The following is a 17,880-nucleotide window of genomic DNA, read 5'->3' as shown; positions in this document are numbered from 1 at the left end:
TTGACTGACGTTACTTGGTGTAATAATTTTATTTTACATAAAAGTGTCTATTTGTCAATACGGATTTAAGCAAGGAGGCAGTTTTTAGATTTTTAGCAGCAACCTGGGTTAAGTGTTTCATGATACTGAGTAAAGAGTGTAGAAGCGTATAAAAAGGGTGTTTGAAAGAAGTGAGGAACTTCTACCGGCGCTATGAGAGCTAACTGTGGGTTTTTGGTAAAAAAAGCTAACAAGCTATTTCTTTGCGTAATACCTCGTGCTCGATAGCCCCAGTCATTGAACTGTTGTTTTGGGCTTTTGGTGGCATGATATTGTTTTGGTTGTTCAAAGACGGGTGACTGGAAGTATGGGGATCGTTGTTTGAATTCATTAAAATATGCATCAGGTTCTGACTGCATACCGCAAACGTCTGCAGCACCAATTGCAATAGCAAGGCGCAGGATTCGATCGTCAATTTTCTTATTGTTGTAGTCTGTTTCGCCTACATATTTTTTTAAGGTGAGTAAGAAATTTTGAGGATTGTTATGGATCATTAAATCTGCCCCAAAGCTCCAGTGGATGCCGGTGAGAATTTGTATGATTTGTTGTTGTTCTTCGGTGAGGCCAAGCTCTTGAAACATTTGAGCAAAATCAAGCTGACCGTTGGCTTTAAAGTGAGCATTATATAATCCCGCTGCATTTTTTATTACCGAAAGGTTATAAGGTGCTATCAATCGGAGGAAATTAAAACCATCTTGAGGGTGGCTTCCAATAACATGATATGTTGGATATTGTGCACAATTAAGAGCTGAAGTATTGAGTGAAGCGCTTGCGTTAACAAAATTGTAGTTTGAGTTTACATTTGAAGCTTTTCCTACGTCATGCAAAAAGCCTGCAAGCACAAGGGTATTCCGATCGCTTTCATTAATTCCTTCAAGCCAGTTCGAAGCGCTTTGGCCGCTATCAGGAGCGGTACCATTCTTTTCTTCAAACCACCGATCAATGACCATTGCCGTCCAGATTGAGTGCTCATACAAATGCCCAGAGTGATCTTGATTACTTGTTTTGTAGTATTTTAAATCAGAAGCAAGCTGCTCAAGGAGTGTGGTGTCGATTGACGCAGAGGGTGCTGCGCTGCTTGAGCTCGAAGGCAATTGATTTGCCCCAAGGTCAAATTCATAGACTTTTATAAATCCACGAAGTGTTCCATCTGGGGCTTGAGTCAGGTTGTTTGTTTCATAATATTGTTGATCTAGGGGCGTGATTTCTTTCTTATTGATTGTACTATTTTGAATCTGGTGATCAAATTCATTCAGTCTAAATATTGCACCATCAATCGTATTTCCTGATGAATCTTGTTTATCTTTTTCTCTAGGCCAAACAACAAATCGAATTTCCTTGATGTTTGTTGTTGCGGCATTTTCTTCCAGATAATCAACGCAACTTTTTACTGCAACTTCAATAGCTTCTTTAGTTGGGTAACGAAATACTCCACCACTGACTACAGGGAAGGCTATTGATTTAAGCTGAAATTGGTCTGCGCACAAAAGCCCATTTTGGTAAGCAAATTTTAGTTGATTTTGATGATAGCTTGTTGGTGTTATTAATTTTGTAATTGTTAGACCAGATACTTCTGTCATGTTTGGCCCAATAGCTTGGACTAGGTATTTAAAAGGAAGTGGTTGTTTTTCTTCTGTATATGCTTCATGGATAAGAGCAGATCCAATACAGCCTCCTGATTTTGGGTCTCCAGCATTGTAGTTCCATCTATGTCTTCCATTTTCAATAAAATTTTTTACTTGTTCAGGAGGGAAAGCAATAGCCATTTGACCATAGTTCTTGTTTGAAGATGTTATTCCATTTGTTATAAAAATATTACTTTTTAAACTACCAGATTGGTGCCACGTTAATTCTTTGAGATAATTACCTATATCACGTGCTTTGGAATCAAGGGCTTCGCTAATTTTAGCACTGACTCCACCACCAAAAATAAAAGTAGAGCTTGCGCCATTAACAATGGCCGCTTTTTCAGAGTCTTGAAAATGTTGTTGTGTAATGTCTCCAGCAACCAATACCAAACGTACTTTTTTATTGATTAAAGGGCTTTGCCAAGAAGAACTGCTTGAAGAAGAACTAGTGCTTGGAGCAGGGGCTGATGCTGGAGGTGTTAGCTGAAAGGCAAGAGGCGGCTCTGTAGAGCTGTTATTGGTCTGCAGGTAAGCAGGGAGAGAGGTTACGGTAGCGGTAATTTTGTCTGGATGAGCATCCAAAAAACTTTTGTAGAGTGAATAATCGTTTTGAGAAAAAGTAACAAGGCGAATTTCTTGAATTTTTGTAGCGTTTGTTTGGGTATAATCAAGTATTGCCTTGATTGCAACAGGTGTTGCATCGTTAATATCATATCCAAAGAGTGCCGTACTAATTGCAGGAAAAGCAATTGCTGTTATGCCGTTTTCATCAGCGCGCCTAAGGCTATTTTGATAAGCCTCTTTTAGAAGTTTTTCTTTGTTTGGATTACTTCCTTTAGGTCCAGCAGTGTGTATGATGTATGAAAATCCTACGGCTCTTGCTGGATCTTCATGAGCACCTGTGATGCGAGCTTGTCCAGTTAGGCAACGTTCATCTGATCTTACGATCGGATTTTTAGCATTGTCATAGCATTCAGCTTGAAGGGCTGCATGGTTAACTGCAGCAAAAATAGAGCCACATACTCCGCCGCCAGCTGCAAGCTGTTCGTTTGCGGCATTAACAATAGCAGCAGTATTTTTATGAGCAAATTCCTGTTTAGTGATATCTCCACGCACAAGTGTGATCAGTACTTGATTGCTTTGTGGGGCAGGAGTTGCTGGAGCAGAGCTTGATGGAGGGATTGGACTAGCAGGAATTGTAGGAGGTGAGGCGAATGGGTAGTCAATTTCCCAATCCGTATGCTGATAATTATAGCCTTTGGTATTGCCAAAAGAATCGGCCATATAACCAAAAAACCCAAAATCTTTTTTCTTATAAATCCAAATTTTTTTAAGATGAGGGTAATATTTTTTTGACTGTAAAAGTTTCTGAAGAGCTTTGAACTTATCATTTTCACTGAAATATGTATTTTTTTTAAATTGCTTATCCTGCAGCTTATCCATGTCAAGAATGATATCAGTTGTGCTATTTTCCTGATTTGGATTAACAATATGATTGAGGAAATCATTATGATTTTGTATTTTTAAAGCTCCGCCTACCTTTGGATCTATCTGTGTCCAGCTCATAGTTACAACCGTTGACGCTTCATCATCATCAAAGGTAGGTGGTATCAGAACTCCTGCTAAATTACCTTGTAATTCTCCAAGCTTTGATTTGAGCGTTCCAAGTTTGCCCTTAAGCCCGGTGAGCGCTGTGCTTAAAGTCTGTAACTTACTTTCAAGACTACTTGCTGCAAGCCTGCATGGGGAGGTTATTAAAAATAACAAAAGCAGTGTGATGAATAGCTGAGTTCTTGAAGAGCTTTTCATTATCAATCCCCTAAGATCTTGCATTAAAAATTTATTCTAATGGTTGTATCGGCTCTTTAAATTCAGGATTGCTCTTTGTGGCAGGATACATAGTAAGAATCGCTTCAAAAGTTTTGTCCTGGTAGTGAAGAGCATAGTTCAGTACGCTGTTGCCTGCAGCATCAATGGGGCTATGGCGAAATGTTGTCATAAAGAAGCTATTGTTGCAGTGTTTTTCAAAATCTTCTTGTGATGCAAAACCTAGTATTTGCTGCAAGCTTCCTAGAATGCGGTCAGCTTGCCGTTGTATAAAATTTGCCGCATATGTTGGAACAGGAGCGAGCTCTTGTTGATTGTGCACACGTTGAGTAACCCGAGTGCAAAGATCGCGCACAATATCCATGCCGTTGCTCTTAAGAGTAAAAAGTACTGGAAGCCAGTCAGGATTAATTGTGTGTGCAATCATGAGTGGGGTAACCGCTTCTTCAAGTAAGCTATTTTCTTGTATGATGCAAGCAAGCTCAGGATTTTCCGCTACAAGCTCTTCAAGAAACGTTTCTGGATTAATTTCGTGTGGATTGAGAGAAGCAAAATAGCTTGTAACCTCCTCAGCCGAAATGACGGGGTAGAGGCTACAAGGTGTACAAGCTAATACTGCGATGTATCCCATAATTTTAAAAGACCTAAAATTCATTACATCTCCCCCGCAATAATTTATTCAGATTGATAATATAAAACAGATAAGGCTACCTCGTGAGGATTTTATGTGATTCATTATTTCTTTTTATAGTATACAAAAATGGGTCTTGCGTGAGTCAAGATATTCCCTTAAGGAGCATGAGAGCTCTTCATGACATTAAGATTTGTTGCTCATAAGAAAAAATAGTGTTATACAATATCTCGATTAAATATTAAATAGTTTGATAAAGTTTTTAATAGAAAATAAATAAATGCACGCCAAAGTTTTTTCCGCAACAACCGTGGGCATCAACGCGCACTCAGTAGAAGTTGAAGCCGACCTTTCAATGGGAATGCTCAAGTTCTTTATTGTTGGGCTGCCTGACAAAGCTATTCAAGAAAGCAAGGATCGTATTCGTGCTGCTTTTAAAAATAGTGGATTGCGACTTCCTGAGCGACTGATTACCGTTAACCTTGCGCCTGCAAGTTTAAAAAAAGAAGATATTCTTTTTGATGTTCCAATAGCGGTTGCTATCTTGCAAGCGGCAAAGTTGCTTGAACTATCAACAGACTTCATTCAAGAAACATTATTTCTTGGTGAGCTTGCGCTTGATGGCTTAATCAGGCCTGTGTGCGGGGTGCTTTCTATTGTGCACAGCGCACAACGTGAAGGAAAAAAACGTGTCATTATTCCCAAGGCAAATGCGCATGAAGCAAGCTTGATTAAAGGGATTGATGTCATTGGCGTGGAAAGTTTGGTCGAGCTGGTCGGTTATTTGCGTGGCGAGATTGCAATTCAACCAACACCTTGTACTTTTGATCGCATAACCGGGCGGCTTGCCTCCTCAATGTTAGATTTTTCTCAGGTTAAGGGCCAGCTGCTTGCCAAGCGTGCATTGCAAATTGCGGCCGCCGGCAGGCACAACATTGTATTCATTGGGCCTCCAGGTTCAGGTAAAACGATGCTTGCCAAACGGCTTGCAACTATTTTGCCCCCCATGAGCTTTGATGAAATTATTGAAGCAACCAAAATTTATTCAATTGCTGCCATGTTGGGCAAGGAGCAGTTGGTTGTGCAGCGGCCATTTCGAAGTCCGCATCACACCATTTCTCAAGCAGGACTTGTTGGTGGCGGCACACGGCCAAAGCCGGGTGAAATTAGCTTGGCGCACAACGGGGTACTTTTTCTGGATGAGCTCACTGAGTTTAACCGTAAAACCCTTGAGGTCCTGCGCGAGCCGCTTGAAAACAAGCATGTGCTTATTTCGCGTGCAAGTTATGCGGTTGAATATCCGGCATCATTTATTTTAATTGCTGCGCTCAACCCATGCCCCTGTGGTTTTTATGGGGACTCCAAGAAAAAATGCGTGTGTAGTGAAACCCAAATTGGACGCTATTTATCTAAGCTTTCGGGTCCATTGCTTGACCGCATTGATCTGCATATCAATGTTGCATCGGTTAACTACGATGAGCTGCAAAATGGTCAGACTAATGGGCTGACTTCTATGCAAATGTATGAAAACGTGCAGCGGGCAGTTGCTCGGCAAGAAGAACGGTTTGGTCAGATGCGTAATGCATTCATGTCATCAGATCTGGTTGAGAAATTTTGTGTGTTGACGCCTGAGGCACAGGATATCATGAAGCGAGCATTTGAGCGGTTGAATATCAGCATGCGCGGATATCACAAAATTTTAAAAATTGCGCGTACCATTGCTGACCTTGATGCGTCTGATCTTATCGAACGCAGACATATTCAAGAGGCAATTACTTATCGTTCGCTTGACCAGAAGCTTGAAAAGATATCGATATAAAATTTGGTTTACTTTTAAAATTTTTTATTTTTATCGATTTAATGATACGATGTCTTCATTAATTTAACCCACTCAAAAAGGTAGCTTATGCTTATAAAAAATGTAGTACTGTTAGTATTCGCAGCTTTTTTAAGTCTCAATGTTGATGCAGCTCAAGCCAAGTCAATTCCAGAAAAAAGAGATTCAGAACTTTCCTATAAACTTCCGAATAATGAATACATTAAAAAAGAGCACGGGAAAATAAAGTTTTATAGTATTCCACTTCTTTCAAAAGAGACACTTCAAATACTTACTGCAGCCGGCATAGGTGCAATGGCCGTTACAGGGCTTGGTATGTATAATATCGCTTCTAGTCGATTTGATAATGATTATAATAACTTCTTGAGCGATGAGATTTCGCTGTTGCTCTTATCGGCGCTGGGAGCAGTTGGTTTTGCATCTTCAGTAATTGGTGGAGTTGTTCTTTACAATTTTGATTACTATGAAAAACCGGTTTTAGAGTTTGATAAAAATGGACTTAATTGCAATGGCTCTTGGTTTGCATGGAAAAATGTCTCAAGTGTAAAAATGAAAAATAAACAAGAAATTATTGGATATGGCCGACATCAACAAGTTCATCGGTTTGATTATATTGCCATTCGCTTAAGAAATGGGGCTTTACACGAAATTAGACACTCTGGAATTGCAATAAAATTGACAGAGCTTCTCGAGCTCATCAATTTTTCTTGGGAAAAAGCACAGCAGAAGTTGGAAGAAGTTTCCTAATGATTCTTGGGGTAGGTACTGATATTGTGGGGAGCAATCGCTTTGCTGCAATGAGCACATTTTCGTATGATCGCTTACGTACCTTCTTTTCAGAAGCAGAACTTATGGCTGCGCAAGACCCAAAGAACTCCAAGCACTTCTTGCCCGAAAAACTGGCAACGCGTTTTGCGGCAAAAGAGGCGCTCTTCAAAGCGCTCAGCGCTACGTTGGTAAGGCTTGGGCATACTCAAAAAACATTTTCACTTCGTTTTTTAGCACAAATTTCTTCAGTTCAAATAACGATTTGGGGTGTACCTGAGTTTCATGTTGATTGTGCAGCCCTTGAACAAAAAATTGGCGTAAAGCTTCCATCACTGCACATTCATTTATCACTTTCTCATGAGCGAGAGCATGTACTTGCTTTTGTTGTATGCGAGCTTTATAAATCTTAATGAGTCTGAGAATTGACAATAACTCTTTTGATTTTTTAGTCTTGAACAATGTCATTATAAATTAATATTTATGGGGAGATTGTATGAAAAAAGGTTTATTGAGCTTGCTGTTTATTGGAGCAATGAGCCAGTGTTCGGCGATGATTCAGGGTGATTTTGAGCTTGTTTTGATTAATAGTAGTTGTATGGAAAAATGTCAAGAATACATACAGATTATTAAAGAAAAAATCGAGAAAAAAGCTTTGCCTGAGGATCAAGAGCATGCAGAAAACATTAAGGAAATTGTTTTGCATGAAGTTGCACAAGGAGAACGAGAGCTTCTTTTAATACTCAAAGATGGCAAAGAGTATACAGGCCATACATTTTTTACCATACAAAAAGATGGTCGTGTAAAGATTACGACACCTGGTTTTGTAAATTCTGGATATGCAATTCTTGTACTATCAACATTTTTCAAATATTTGAGAAATCAGTTTAATGCTGAAATCATTTTTTCTCTCCCACCTGAAAATGTTGCAGCATTTCAAGCTCTTATCAATTGCTTCGGGTTTATTAATGATCAAGCCATTGCAATAGAGGGTGAAGATCAGCCAGAAAAATATGGTTTCAGCAAAGAATATGTTGCTCAGATGAGGCGATTTAGACTCCCTGTTGATACAGAAATTAAATAATAATTTTGATAATTTTTATTAAGGAGGGTGTATGAAGAAGTTATTAGCGATAGTATTTTTAATTGCAGGGATTGGGCAATGTGGGGCAATGCTGGACGGTACAGAAAAGCTTGCTTGGGTTGATGGACAAAATGCTGATGAGTATGCGCGGTACACTGAAATGATCGGGCGTTCCATTATCCAAGGAACTTTGCCTGAAGATGAGGAAGTTGCTCAAAAACTAAAAAAGACTGTATGGGATGAAGTAAGATGCGGAGAGCGAAGACTTCTTTTGATGCTCAGCAAAGATGAATCTTATATTGGGCATATGTATTATTCCGTGCAGGCAGAAAAGCATCTGATCAGATTCGCAACCCCTGGTTTTGCTAACCCTGCTCAGATGGTCCCTGCCCTTAAAATCTTTTTTAAAAAATTAAGAAGTCATATGTGTTTTTTGCCCGAAGATAAGCTCTGGGATATAACCTTTATTTTGCCAGAAAACAATGTTTCCATGTACGAACCTCTTATTCAGCTCTTTGGATTTGAGCGAAATGATGACATTATTCCTGCCGGGCATGCAGCTAAGTATTACAGTGAAGAACTGAGGGCTGAACTGGGAGAGTTTCAGGGGTTCATCTTGTCGGGTGCTCAAGAAATTAAGTAGTTTTTGATAAGATTTTTTTAAATTTCTTGGGCGTTGTATAAAATTTGCAAAAGTTTTACACAACGCCCTTTTTTTATTTATGTTATTAGCTAAGGTGAAATTATTATTATTAATAAGTTTGAAGAGGGGTTTCTATGAAGAATTTTTTAGCAGCTATGTTTTTTGTGATGAGTATTGGGTCTTGTAGTGCTATGCAAGAAAACCAAGCACAGGTGGTTGAAGCCGCGCAATGTGTGGTTATCGATTCTTTTAATATAAGCGATTATGATGTTGGTTTTTTTTATCAAAAAATGCACTCCGTTGCTATTCCTGCTGGTAAAACCAAAGAAACAGCATTAAATGATTTTAAACAACATGTATGGGATGAGGTTGCTCAAGGAGAAAGAAAAATTCTTCTAATGATCGATGAGGATAACGGATATCTCGGGCACGTTTTTTTTGTTGAGCAAGAAGATGGGCGCATAAGGTTCTCTTCACCGGGTTTTGCAGTTGATCCAATGCTTATAACAACGGTTTTTCTCAGTAAGCTTAAAAGCTTGAATAATCAAGTGCATGAATTAATTACATTTTTGCACGAAAATGATATTGCGCAATTTCAGAATTTATTTAACTATTTTGGGTTTCTTGAAGATCAGCTTGCTGCCGTGCCCGGCATAGGTGAGAAGTATAATCTTGATATGAGTGGCTACAAATGGTTTAGGCTTTCAAAAGAAACTGAAATTAAGACTATTCCAAAGCAAAAGAGTGGATGGTAAAAACAATATAGTCAATATCCGTCATTTGATTTTTCTAGGGTACTTTGCAAAACTTATCAAAGTTTGTAGGGTACCCTCAATAGCTTATGGAAGAAGTATTTTACATGGTTGATTTAGTGAGATTAAAGCAGTATGAAATTGATGCGATTGTGAATTTATTTAAAGAATATTTCCACCAGAATGATCACTTATGGATCTTTGGGTCGCGTACAAATCTTACTGCTCGTGGTGGTGATATTGATTTATACATAGAAACTGAGATTTCCCAGGCAGATGTTGTTCTTTCTAAAAAAAATAAATTTGTTTTAGCCCTCTATGAGCAAATTGGTGAGCAAAAAATTGATATTGTTATTAATATGCTTGCCAGTAAGGTAAAATTACCGATTCACGAAGTTGCTCGGCAAACGGGAGTATTGTTAGTATGAAGAAGATAATCAAAGAAGAGATTATTAAGATCGCGCAAGTCCACGAAAAGAGACTATCTTATGCGTTGAAATCTCTTGTTCACCTTATTCCTTTTACCGCAGAAAAAGTGCTTAATTTGAACGAACATGATTTTTTGGTTGTTGAATTAATGACCAACCGATTTTCCAAGTTGCAAGATTTTGTTGGAAGCAAAATAATTAATCTTTTTTTAGATGTTTCTCAAGAGCCGCATGAGGCCCTAACTATGATTGATAAGCTCAATAAACTTGAAAAATTTCACATCATTGATGACAAGGATGTTTGGCAAGAAATGAGAGAGCTGAGAAATCACTTGGCTCATGAGTACCCGGATCAACCCGAGTTAGTTGCTCAGTTTCTTAATCAAACGTACTCTTTTTCTCAAGAGCTTTTACAGATTCTGTCCAAGCTTCTTGAGCGCATTGGATAAAATATCAAACAATTGAGTACTATTTGATTTTTCTAGGGTACTTTGCAAAACTGACCAAAGTTTACAGAGTGCCCTTATTTAATTGGAATTACAAATGTCAAAAAAGTGTCTTGGTCACATTCTCTCCGGTTCGCTTCTTGAAGGCATGGTCATGCGCCTTGATGCCGACTGCAGTCTTGAAGAAATTAAGACCGGCAAGTTTGTCTCAGTAATTGGCGATCAATACACCTTTTTTTCTATGATCATCGACCTTGAGCTTCAGGTAACCAATCCTGATATTCTGTTATTTCCTCCAACTGAAAAAGAAAAACTTTTGGGTCAGCTGCTCAAAAAGCGCGACATTTATGCTCGTGTAACCCTGCGCCCTATGCTTATGCTTGATAAAAATAGAAAGCATATGCCGGTTAAAACTATTCCCTTTCACTTTGCTCCGGTGTATGAAGCAAGTAACCAAGATATTGCCGAAATTTTTGGCGATGAAAAAATGGGTTCGAAATATTTTAATATTGGTGCTCCGCTTGATATGCAAGCGCCCGTCTGTTTAGATCTTGAACGTTTTACTGAGCGAAGTAATGGAATTTTTGGAAAAACTGGAACCGGTAAAACCTTTATCACGCGTCTGATTCTTGCCGGTATGGTGAAAAGCGATAAAGCGGTGAATCTCATTTTTGACATGCATAGCGAGTATGGCTTTCAGGCACGTAAAGAGGGCCAAGGGCAGATGTTTGTAAAGGGACTCAAAACCCTATTTCCCCACAAAGTGGCGATTTTTTCGCTGGACCCAGACTCAACACGCCGCCGTGGCTGTTCGCCCGATGTTGAAGTGGTTCTTGGGTATCAAGATATTCGAGTAGAAGATGTCATGCCTCTGCAAGACGAGCTCAATTTACATCCCACAGCACTTGAGGCTGCTTACTTGATTGCCGCTAAATATAAAAATAATTGGCTCCAAGTCTTGTTGGAGCAAGAGGGAACTATTAAAGAATTTGCCGCTGAAATTGGTGCACATGCAGAATCCGTTGGTGCATTGCATCGCAAGCTCAAGCGACTTGAGCGCTTCCCATTCTTGCGTAAGACTTCCGGCGCAACGTCGATGATCGATCGTCTGATGGAGTATTTAGATAAGGGCATTCATGTGGTACTTGAGTTTGGTACGCACACTTCAATGCTCAGTTATCTCCTGATTGCCAATATCATTACTCGCCGTGTGCACGAAGAATATATTGCTAAGACTGAAAAGTTTTTAGCTTCACAGCGCAAGGACGAAGAGCCTAAAAAGCTCATGATTACCATTGAAGAAGCACATAAATTTTTGAATCCAAGCGCAGCGCGTCAAACTATTTTTGGTACCATTGCCCGTGAAATGCGTAAATATTACGTTTCATTGTTGGTTGTAGACCAACGTCCTTCTGGTATTGACCCAGAAATTATTTCTCAAATTGGCACCAAAGTTGTGGCTCTGCTCAGTGACGAAAAAGATATTCAAGCAGTGCTTACCGGTGTGAGCAATGCCAGCGGCCTGCGCACGGTGCTTGCTACGCTTGATACCAAACAACAGGTCTTGCTGCTTGGCCATGCAGTTCCAATGCCGGTGATTGTCAAAACGCGTGAATACAACGACGAGTTTTACAAAGACATGGGTGGTCTAGTTACACTCAAAGATGTGAAGCAAGCAATTGATGAGATTTTCTAGCAGTTCTGAGCGCTTCATCAAAAGCATCGAATTTTCAACATATCTCACGGTATCCTCTTTGTAATTGATTACGTTTAAAAACTAATTTTTTATAAAGGTAGAGGGTGATATGAACCTAAAAAAAATACAGATTATTTTGGTGTTGTGCTTGCTTTGTTTTTCATCTTCACCATACGTACAAACAATGACCCTTGATCAGTCGCTGGGCAAACTTAAGGGTAATCTTGTAGTGCTTAAGGGTAAGCTGCAGACTCTTCGAACACAGCTCACCGATTTAGCTGGTAAGCTTGGTGGCGGTGATGTTGACGGGGACAAGCACGTTGAAAAGAGTTTTAAAGCTGATATCACCACATGCTTGCCCAAGAAGGCTCCAGAGAAGGTTTTGTCTTTGCCTAAGACAAAAGAAAATCTACAACCTGTTACAATTTATCATACTTGTAGTGAGACTGAAAAATTCAGAAAAGATAAGAATTATCATCAAGAAACTGACTGGTCACGCCAGAAAAATGTTTTTTCTGATTATCCGTTCTGGTTTTTTCCAAGTACTTCTTTAAGAACTTTTCATGTGATTGTTGGTGAGCAACCTAATACCCCAGATTCCAATTATTGCGGCTATCACGCACTTTTTAATGCGATTCATTTTATTCGGTATTTTACACAAGTAGATATTAATAATTTGCCCGATCAAGGCTCAAACCCTAAAATAGATGAAACGATTGATTATTTTAGTGAACAGAGAGGTCACGTTTCGCCACCTATTTTTACTAAAAAAATGGTCGAATTTAAAAAAGAAATTCTTACAGGACTTGGTCTTAAAGATATTGATGCATCATCAAGCGATTTGAGCCCAGATTATTTCAGAGCTATTGCAGCACAAGATTCGGACATCAGAGAGCTTATTGAAAATGGTCATTTTATATTTCTACCTGAAGCGACCGACCAGGGGGTTATCGATCTTGATCCTCGTTATATTACAGATGTTGTTGCCCCATCAGTTGATTTTTTTAGGAATCAGAAAAACGCAATTTTAACGTGGGCGATTGGATTTAACAGTACCATTTTTAATGGTCATTTTGGTACGGTTTGTTTGGTAAAACAAAATGAGACATTGTATGAATTTGTCTGTGATTCGTTTAATACGTATGAGCTTTTGAATGATTCTTATCCCCAGAGAGCATTGATACAATCGATTGTGAGGAGTAAAGATAATTTTATTTCTTATTTCATAAACAAGTTTATTGAAAATTACACCAAGAGCCTTGAGCAAGATTATTATCTTCTGTTTCAAAAGCTTGTGCAATTTGCTCAAAATAAGAAAATTGGTGAAGTCCGAGATGTTGTAAGTAATTATATGAAGCAAGCACTCTTGGCCAAAATTAATAAACAGATTCAAAGGAGTGATGGGACTCTGTATCCAAGCCCTGTTCAAAACTATAATCACTTGGGTAGACCATCTGTTGCGCGTGAGCTTTTTAATGATAATCAATATGCAAATATCATTGAGAAGCAAGCAGAAGTTAAGCAAGCGCTTGGTGATGAAGCTGCACGATATGTTGACCATCTACCAGTTCATCAACAAGCGAATAAGATACTTACTGATACATTAACAGATGATTTTAAGAGAATTGTCAGAGGTGCAGGGCGTGTCTTTAAGCGCCTTAAAATTTTTCATAAAATAAAAGCCTATTTTGAAGGGGGCAATCTTGAGTCAGAGGTAGATACGCCGGACGGATTTTTTGATGAATTTGAGTTGGAAAATTTAAATGACCCTGAAACTGTTATTAAATCTTTTAATGTTATTATAAAAAGAATGTCAGCGGCTGATATGAGTGAATATAATCCGAAAGATATACATCCTCATCTTAAGCAAAGCTTGCAGAGCACAATTAATAAGGCCTTAAGTACAACATACAAAACTACTATTATCCCTGAAAAAGCTTATGAAGAAATCGTTGATCAGTGGCAAAAAGCAGCTTGGGCGCTTTATGCCGTCAAAAATTATATTGAGTAAAAATGATCGAAGTACTGGTTGGCCAAGCCTTCTCTTCTGCTGAACGCAATTCCGATTGACGAGTAGTAATAATCGCGCTAGGATTTTACATTCTCACGATAAGATGAGTGTTGAGGAGTAGATTATTTTAAGGAGTTTTGTATGAAAAAGATCGTATCTACAGTTGCAATGTCATTACTTGCAATTACCTTTGTTGCAGCAAAAAATGAGTCTCTTGTATCTATCGATAGCATTTTGATTATGCAAAAGTCACAAGAAGGTCAAAAGCTCACTAAAAAGTTACAAGATGACATTTCAAAGTTTCAAAACGAAGTGTCTTTAGCTCAAAAAGACATGGCCGATTTGCAAAAAGAACTTGCAGAGAAGTCAACTAAGTTAAGCAAAGAAGAGCTTGAACGCAAGAGCGATGAGCTTGCTTCAAAACGTAAAGTGCTTGAACGTAAATTGGCAGACAAAGAAGAAGCTCTTAAAATGAGCATTCAAAAAGACCAACTTGCGTTGCGCGACAAACAAATGAAAGTTGTTAATGCAACTTTTGAGTCAGAGCAGTGGGGTCTTTTGATCGACAAAAATACACCAGGTGTTTTGTGTGTTGCAAAAGCAATCGACAAAACCGACGATTTATTGAAAAAAGTGGATGCTGCATTCGATGTTGAGCAGACCAAAAATACAATCAAAAGTGGCAGCGTAAAGACTGCATCTGCAAAAGATAAGACTCCTGCAGAAGGCGTACGAGCTGCATAATGAATCTGAACCTTACTTTACAAGATATTATTTGCTTGCTCGATGTGGTTGAATGCCACATCGAGCCTTCGTTTTTAGTCAAAAAAATTGCTTCACTTGAACAAGCTGGACCAGATGATATTGCTATTATCATGGACCGCGGGGATCAATCGGTTTTTGACGCAGTAAGTACCGAAAAAATTAAGCAGAGCAATGCGGGCATTTTTCTTGCAAGCAAAGCTGTTGTTGATGGCAAGCGGTATTTGTTAGTCAAAGATGAAGTTATAGCGTTTCAAAAGCTTGTTGATGTTATTGCTCAAAAAGTATCAGAAAATGATCCGCTTATTGCGCCAACAGCTCAAGTTCATCCATCAGCAGTGATAGAGCAAGGTGCTACAATTGGGCAACATACCTTTATTGGAGCACAAGTTGTTGTTGGTCGCGATTGTCAGATTGGTGCTGGTGTTGTGTTGCATCCGGGAGTAAAGATCTTGGATCGATGCATTATCGGTGATGGGACAATTATCCATGCAGGAGCCGTGATCGGTTCAGATGGTTTTGGGTATCAAATTACCAAAATCGGTCTGCGAAAAATTCCACAAATTGGCATTGTTCGCGTTGGCAAATTTGTGGAAATTGGGGCAAACTGCACCATCGATCGTGCATCATTTGACCAGACGCTTATTGGGAATGGCGTAAAAATTGATAACTTGGTGCACATTGCGCATAATGTCACGATTGGTGATGGCTGCGCTATTTTGGCACAAACCGGCATTGCAGGAAGTGTTACCATTGGTGTTGGTACGCAAATTGGGGGCCAAGTTGCCATAAAAGATAATGTGGTTGTTGGAAAAGGGGTAAAAGTTGTTTCCAAGAGTGGTGTGATGAGCAATCTTGTGGACGGTTCAACGGTTGCTGGAATTCCATCGATGCCGTTTTTGCAGTGGAAACGCTGCATGGTTGCGCTGAATAAATTACCTGAAGTAGTGAAGCTTGCAGGTGATGTTAAGACGCTCCTTGAAAAGCAGGCTGGTCGGCGTGGCATTTTTGGATCAATAAGCCATTTTGTAAAAAAAATTTTTAATTGAGTTCTTTGCATGGATATTTGTGTCGTTGGAAAGCAGGATGCTTTGCTTGCTACAGAGCTTGCAACGCGTTTGAACGCGCCCCTGTATACTTTTTCGCACGATTACTTTGCAGACACAGAATCTATTATGCGATTTACGCATGGCGCTGATGTAGCCAATAAATTGGTTCTGATTGTATATCAGTTTTTGCCTTCTAACCGTGAAGCGGGTGGTGATCGGTATACCTGCGTTAATCATCAATTCCTGGATATTCTTTTTCTCGTGCAGCGCCTCAAGCAGCATCAGCCTGCGGGTATGATACTTGTACTTCCTTACCTACCTTACGCTCGTCAAGAAAAAAAAGATGACTGTTGTGCTGCAAGTCCATTTGAACTGGCGTTAAGCTTACTGGCTCACGTTGGTGTTCGAAGTGTGGTTGCAACCGATATACACGGTGGTGCAGCAGGCGTGCAAGGGATTCAAGAAGTTTGTTTGGATAGTCAATGGGTACAATTTTTACAAGAATACTGCCATAAGCAGAACATAACCTTTGATCAGGTGGCTATTTTATCACCCGATCAGGGAGGCCTTTCGCGTGCACGTGCCGTTGCAACAGCGCTTGGTACAGACTTTGCTTGTATGTATAAGCATCGGCCAGAGAAAAACCGAGTAGTCATGCAAGGGCTTGTTGGCAATGTTGCAGGTAAGACGGTCATTATTATTGATGATATTCTTGATACTGCTCGTACTGCAGTCTTGGCATGTGAAATTGCTCGTGATTATGGAGCCGATAGAGTTATTGGTTGCTTTTCGCATGCCGTGCTTTCGGCAGGGTCGCTTAAGCGCTTGGAAGAAAGCTGCTTTGATGCTGTTTTCTTGTCCAGTACCATGATGATTGATACCGCTCATTTGCCAAGTATGGTGCATATTGTGCCGGTAGAATCATATCTTGTAGAACAGATTGAAATTTTTATTCATCAAATGATGCGTAAGGAACCATCATGCAAGCTCAGTTTGATCAATCAGTAATTCGCGCGGTTATTGGTTTAGGAAACCCTGGAAAAAAATATGAGCGAACGCGTCATAACATAGGGTTTCGCCTTGTTGATGTATTATGCGAGCGTTACGGAGGTTCATGGCGTACGGTTAATAACATGGAGCATGCAACTATACGGATAGGTCAGGCCGGAGGAGAGATTCATCTCATTAAACCGATAACATTTATGAATAGCTCTGGGCAAGTCCTCCCATTTCTGCAAAAAAAAGGAATTAAGCCTGAGCAGATTGTTGTTGCGCATGATGAGCTTGAAAAGAAATTTGGTGATGCAAGCTTAAAATTTGGTGGAAGTGCTAAAGGGCATAATGGATTGCGTTCAATTATAGCAACGATAGGTGCTGACTTTTGGCGTGTCCGTTGTGGTATTGGGCGGCCGGTTGATCGCGATGAAGTTGGTGATTTTGTTTTAACCCCTTTTACGCCTCAAGAAGAACAAGCAATACCTATAATGCTTGACCAAGCGGCTATTCTATTGAGAATGGAATAAAAAGATTCAGTTTGAAAAAATAACAACCCGAATGAGTTAGTAGGACAGCGGAATGTCCCATTTTTGGGTAGACAGGGCTTTTTCTATCAGGTACGCTTAGAAAACTATATTTAGACTTGTATGTTTGAAAATTAAAGAAAGGATCTTGCTGTGATTTCAACATCTGACTTTCGCAAACGATCAACAAAAATTTTGTGGAATAATGAGCCATGGCTTATTGTTGATTACCAATCGGTTAAGCCTGGTAAAGGTGGAACATATTTGTGTACAAAAATGAGAAATCTCATTACGGGCAGAATGCTTGAAGAGACTTTCCGTTCAGCTGAAAAATTTGAAGAACCTGATCTTGAGTACAGTGAAGTTCAATTTTTGTATGCGGATGATTTGTATCATTTCATGGACAAAGATAGTTATGAGCAAGTTGACTTCAGTGAAGATCAAATTGAAGCAGTTAAGCAGTATCTTAAAGAAGGTAGTATTTACACCGTACTTCGCTTTGAAGGTAAACCTATCTTGGTAGAACCACCAACATTTATGATTCTTGAAGTTGTTGAAACTGTTCCTGGTGTAAAAGGTAATACAGCACAAGGTGGTACAAAACCTGCAAAGCTTGAATCCGGTGTAGTTGTTCAAGTTCCTCTTTTTGTGAGCGAAGGCCACAAAGTGAGAATCGATACACGAGAAGACAAGTACATTGAAAAAGTAGACTAATCCAGCTGCCTCTATTCGCGAAAAGCTTATTGTTACTATACCATATGG

Annotated in this window: 17 protein-coding genes; 15 read left to right on the top strand and 2 right to left on the bottom strand. The window is 39.4% G+C overall.

Annotation, left to right across the window (positions count from 1 at the left end):
- Window positions 1–92: 92 nt before the first annotated feature.
- The gene (locus JST56_04355; GenBank protein ID MBS1988198.1) at window positions 93–3,476 is read right to left on the bottom strand and encodes a macro domain-containing protein; all 3,384 of its coding nucleotides are present in this window, start codon (window positions 3,474–3,476) and stop codon (window positions 93–95) included.
- Window positions 3,477–3,507: 31 nt separating this feature from the next.
- A complete protein-coding gene (locus JST56_04350) occupies window positions 3,508–4,149 on the bottom strand; it encodes a hypothetical protein (GenBank protein MBS1988197.1) in 642 nt (213 codons plus the stop codon).
- Window positions 4,150–4,405: 256 nt separating this feature from the next.
- Between JST56_04350 and JST56_04345 the strand changes: the two genes are divergently transcribed.
- The 15 genes from JST56_04345 to efp all read left to right on the top strand — a co-directional run bounded on the left by JST56_04345 (window position 4,406) and on the right by efp (window position 17,832).
- Window positions 4,406–5,944, top strand: a complete 1,539-nt coding sequence (locus JST56_04345) for a YifB family Mg chelatase-like AAA ATPase (GenBank protein MBS1988196.1) — start codon at window positions 4,406–4,408, stop codon at window positions 5,942–5,944.
- An 87-nt stretch (window positions 5,945–6,031) separates the two neighbouring features.
- The gene (locus tag JST56_04340) at window positions 6,032–6,709 is read left to right on the top strand and encodes a hypothetical protein (GenBank protein MBS1988195.1); all 678 of its coding nucleotides are present in this window, start codon (window positions 6,032–6,034) and stop codon (window positions 6,707–6,709) included.
- Window positions 6,709–7,140: a 4'-phosphopantetheinyl transferase superfamily protein gene (locus tag JST56_04335; GenBank protein ID MBS1988194.1), complete on the top strand. Its 432-nt coding sequence runs from the start codon at window positions 6,709–6,711 to the stop codon at window positions 7,138–7,140. Before JST56_04340 ends, JST56_04335 begins: the two co-directional genes overlap by 1 nt.
- Window positions 7,141–7,223: 83 nt before the next feature.
- A complete protein-coding gene (locus JST56_04330) occupies window positions 7,224–7,811 on the top strand; it encodes a hypothetical protein (protein MBS1988193.1) in 588 nt (195 codons plus the stop codon).
- 31 nt (window positions 7,812–7,842) lie between these two features.
- Entirely contained in the window at window positions 7,843–8,454 is a 612-nt protein-coding gene (locus JST56_04325) for a hypothetical protein (protein ID MBS1988192.1), read from the top strand.
- A gap of 134 nt (window positions 8,455–8,588) precedes the next feature.
- Entirely contained in the window at window positions 8,589–9,209 is a 621-nt protein-coding gene (locus tag JST56_04320) for a hypothetical protein (GenBank protein MBS1988191.1), read from the top strand.
- A 104-nt stretch (window positions 9,210–9,313) separates the two neighbouring features.
- Window positions 9,314–9,634 carry a nucleotidyltransferase domain-containing protein gene (locus JST56_04315; GenBank protein ID MBS1988190.1) on the top strand — a complete coding sequence of 107 codons (321 nt, stop codon included), beginning with the start codon at window positions 9,314–9,316 and terminating at the stop codon, window positions 9,632–9,634.
- Entirely contained in the window at window positions 9,631–10,083 is a 453-nt protein-coding gene (locus tag JST56_04310; GenBank protein MBS1988189.1) for a hypothetical protein, read from the top strand. Before JST56_04315 ends, JST56_04310 begins: the two co-directional genes overlap by 4 nt.
- A gap of 94 nt (window positions 10,084–10,177) precedes the next feature.
- Complete coding sequence (locus tag JST56_04305) at window positions 10,178–11,776, top strand: ATP-binding protein (protein MBS1988188.1); 1,599 nt, start codon at window positions 10,178–10,180, stop codon at window positions 11,774–11,776.
- 109 nt (window positions 11,777–11,885) lie between these two features.
- On the top strand, window positions 11,886–13,787 hold the full coding sequence (locus JST56_04300) for a hypothetical protein (protein MBS1988187.1): 1,902 nt from the start codon (window positions 11,886–11,888) through the stop codon (window positions 13,785–13,787).
- Window positions 13,788–13,928: 141 nt separating this feature from the next.
- Window positions 13,929–14,531 (top strand): OmpH family outer membrane protein, encoded by a 603-nt coding sequence (locus JST56_04295; protein MBS1988186.1) that lies wholly within the window; start codon window positions 13,929–13,931, stop codon window positions 14,529–14,531.
- Window positions 14,531–15,598, top strand: coding sequence for a UDP-3-O-(3-hydroxymyristoyl)glucosamine N-acyltransferase (gene lpxD / locus JST56_04290; protein ID MBS1988185.1), 1,068 nt, complete (start codon window positions 14,531–14,533; stop codon window positions 15,596–15,598). The genes JST56_04295 and lpxD overlap by 1 nt, the downstream gene beginning before the upstream one ends.
- Before the next feature lie 9 nt (window positions 15,599–15,607).
- Complete coding sequence (locus JST56_04285) at window positions 15,608–16,606, top strand: ribose-phosphate pyrophosphokinase (GenBank protein MBS1988184.1); 999 nt, start codon at window positions 15,608–15,610, stop codon at window positions 16,604–16,606.
- Window positions 16,579–17,121, top strand: coding sequence for an aminoacyl-tRNA hydrolase (locus tag JST56_04280; protein MBS1988183.1), 543 nt, complete (start codon window positions 16,579–16,581; stop codon window positions 17,119–17,121). Before JST56_04285 ends, JST56_04280 begins: the two co-directional genes overlap by 28 nt.
- Window positions 17,122–17,271: 150 nt before the next feature.
- Entirely contained in the window at window positions 17,272–17,832 is a 561-nt protein-coding gene (efp, locus tag JST56_04275) for an elongation factor P (protein ID MBS1988182.1), read from the top strand.
- Window positions 17,833–17,880 lie beyond the last annotated feature (48 nt).

This window comes from Candidatus Dependentiae bacterium (assembly GCA_018266175.1).
GTDB lineage: Bacteria > Babelota > Babeliae > Babelales > RVW-14 > JAFEAY01.
Note: the sequence above shows the minus strand (reverse complement) of the source record. Positions and strands in the feature narration are given on the sequence as shown.

What these genes read in the sequence shown, in the direction of transcription:
- JST56_04305 (MBS1988188.1), top strand. Translation starts at nt 10,178, where the DNA reads ATGTCAAAAAAGTGTCTTGGTCACATTCTCTCCGGTTCGCTTCTTGAA.
- JST56_04340 (MBS1988195.1), top strand. Translation starts at nt 6,032, where the DNA reads ATGCTTATAAAAAATGTAGTACTGTTAGTATTCGCAGCTTTTTTAAGT.
- JST56_04350 (MBS1988197.1), bottom strand. Translation starts at nt 4,149, where the DNA reads ATGAATTTTAGGTCTTTTAAAATTATGGGATACATCGCAGTATTAGCT.
- JST56_04330 (MBS1988193.1), top strand. Translation starts at nt 7,224, where the DNA reads ATGAAAAAAGGTTTATTGAGCTTGCTGTTTATTGGAGCAATGAGCCAG.
- JST56_04320 (MBS1988191.1), top strand. Translation starts at nt 8,589, where the DNA reads ATGAAGAATTTTTTAGCAGCTATGTTTTTTGTGATGAGTATTGGGTCT.
- JST56_04355 (MBS1988198.1), bottom strand. Translation starts at nt 3,476, where the DNA reads ATGAAAAGCTCTTCAAGAACTCAGCTATTCATCACACTGCTTTTGTTA.
- lpxD (MBS1988185.1), top strand. Translation starts at nt 14,531, where the DNA reads ATGAATCTGAACCTTACTTTACAAGATATTATTTGCTTGCTCGATGTG.
- JST56_04315 (MBS1988190.1), top strand. Translation starts at nt 9,314, where the DNA reads ATGGTTGATTTAGTGAGATTAAAGCAGTATGAAATTGATGCGATTGTG.
- JST56_04280 (MBS1988183.1), top strand. Translation starts at nt 16,579, where the DNA reads ATGCAAGCTCAGTTTGATCAATCAGTAATTCGCGCGGTTATTGGTTTA.
- JST56_04300 (MBS1988187.1), top strand. Translation starts at nt 11,886, where the DNA reads ATGAACCTAAAAAAAATACAGATTATTTTGGTGTTGTGCTTGCTTTGT.
- JST56_04295 (MBS1988186.1), top strand. Translation starts at nt 13,929, where the DNA reads ATGAAAAAGATCGTATCTACAGTTGCAATGTCATTACTTGCAATTACC.
- JST56_04285 (MBS1988184.1), top strand. Translation starts at nt 15,608, where the DNA reads ATGGATATTTGTGTCGTTGGAAAGCAGGATGCTTTGCTTGCTACAGAG.
- JST56_04325 (MBS1988192.1), top strand. Translation starts at nt 7,843, where the DNA reads ATGAAGAAGTTATTAGCGATAGTATTTTTAATTGCAGGGATTGGGCAA.
- JST56_04310 (MBS1988189.1), top strand. Translation starts at nt 9,631, where the DNA reads ATGAAGAAGATAATCAAAGAAGAGATTATTAAGATCGCGCAAGTCCAC.
- JST56_04345 (MBS1988196.1), top strand. Translation starts at nt 4,406, where the DNA reads ATGCACGCCAAAGTTTTTTCCGCAACAACCGTGGGCATCAACGCGCAC.
- JST56_04335 (MBS1988194.1), top strand. Translation starts at nt 6,709, where the DNA reads ATGATTCTTGGGGTAGGTACTGATATTGTGGGGAGCAATCGCTTTGCT.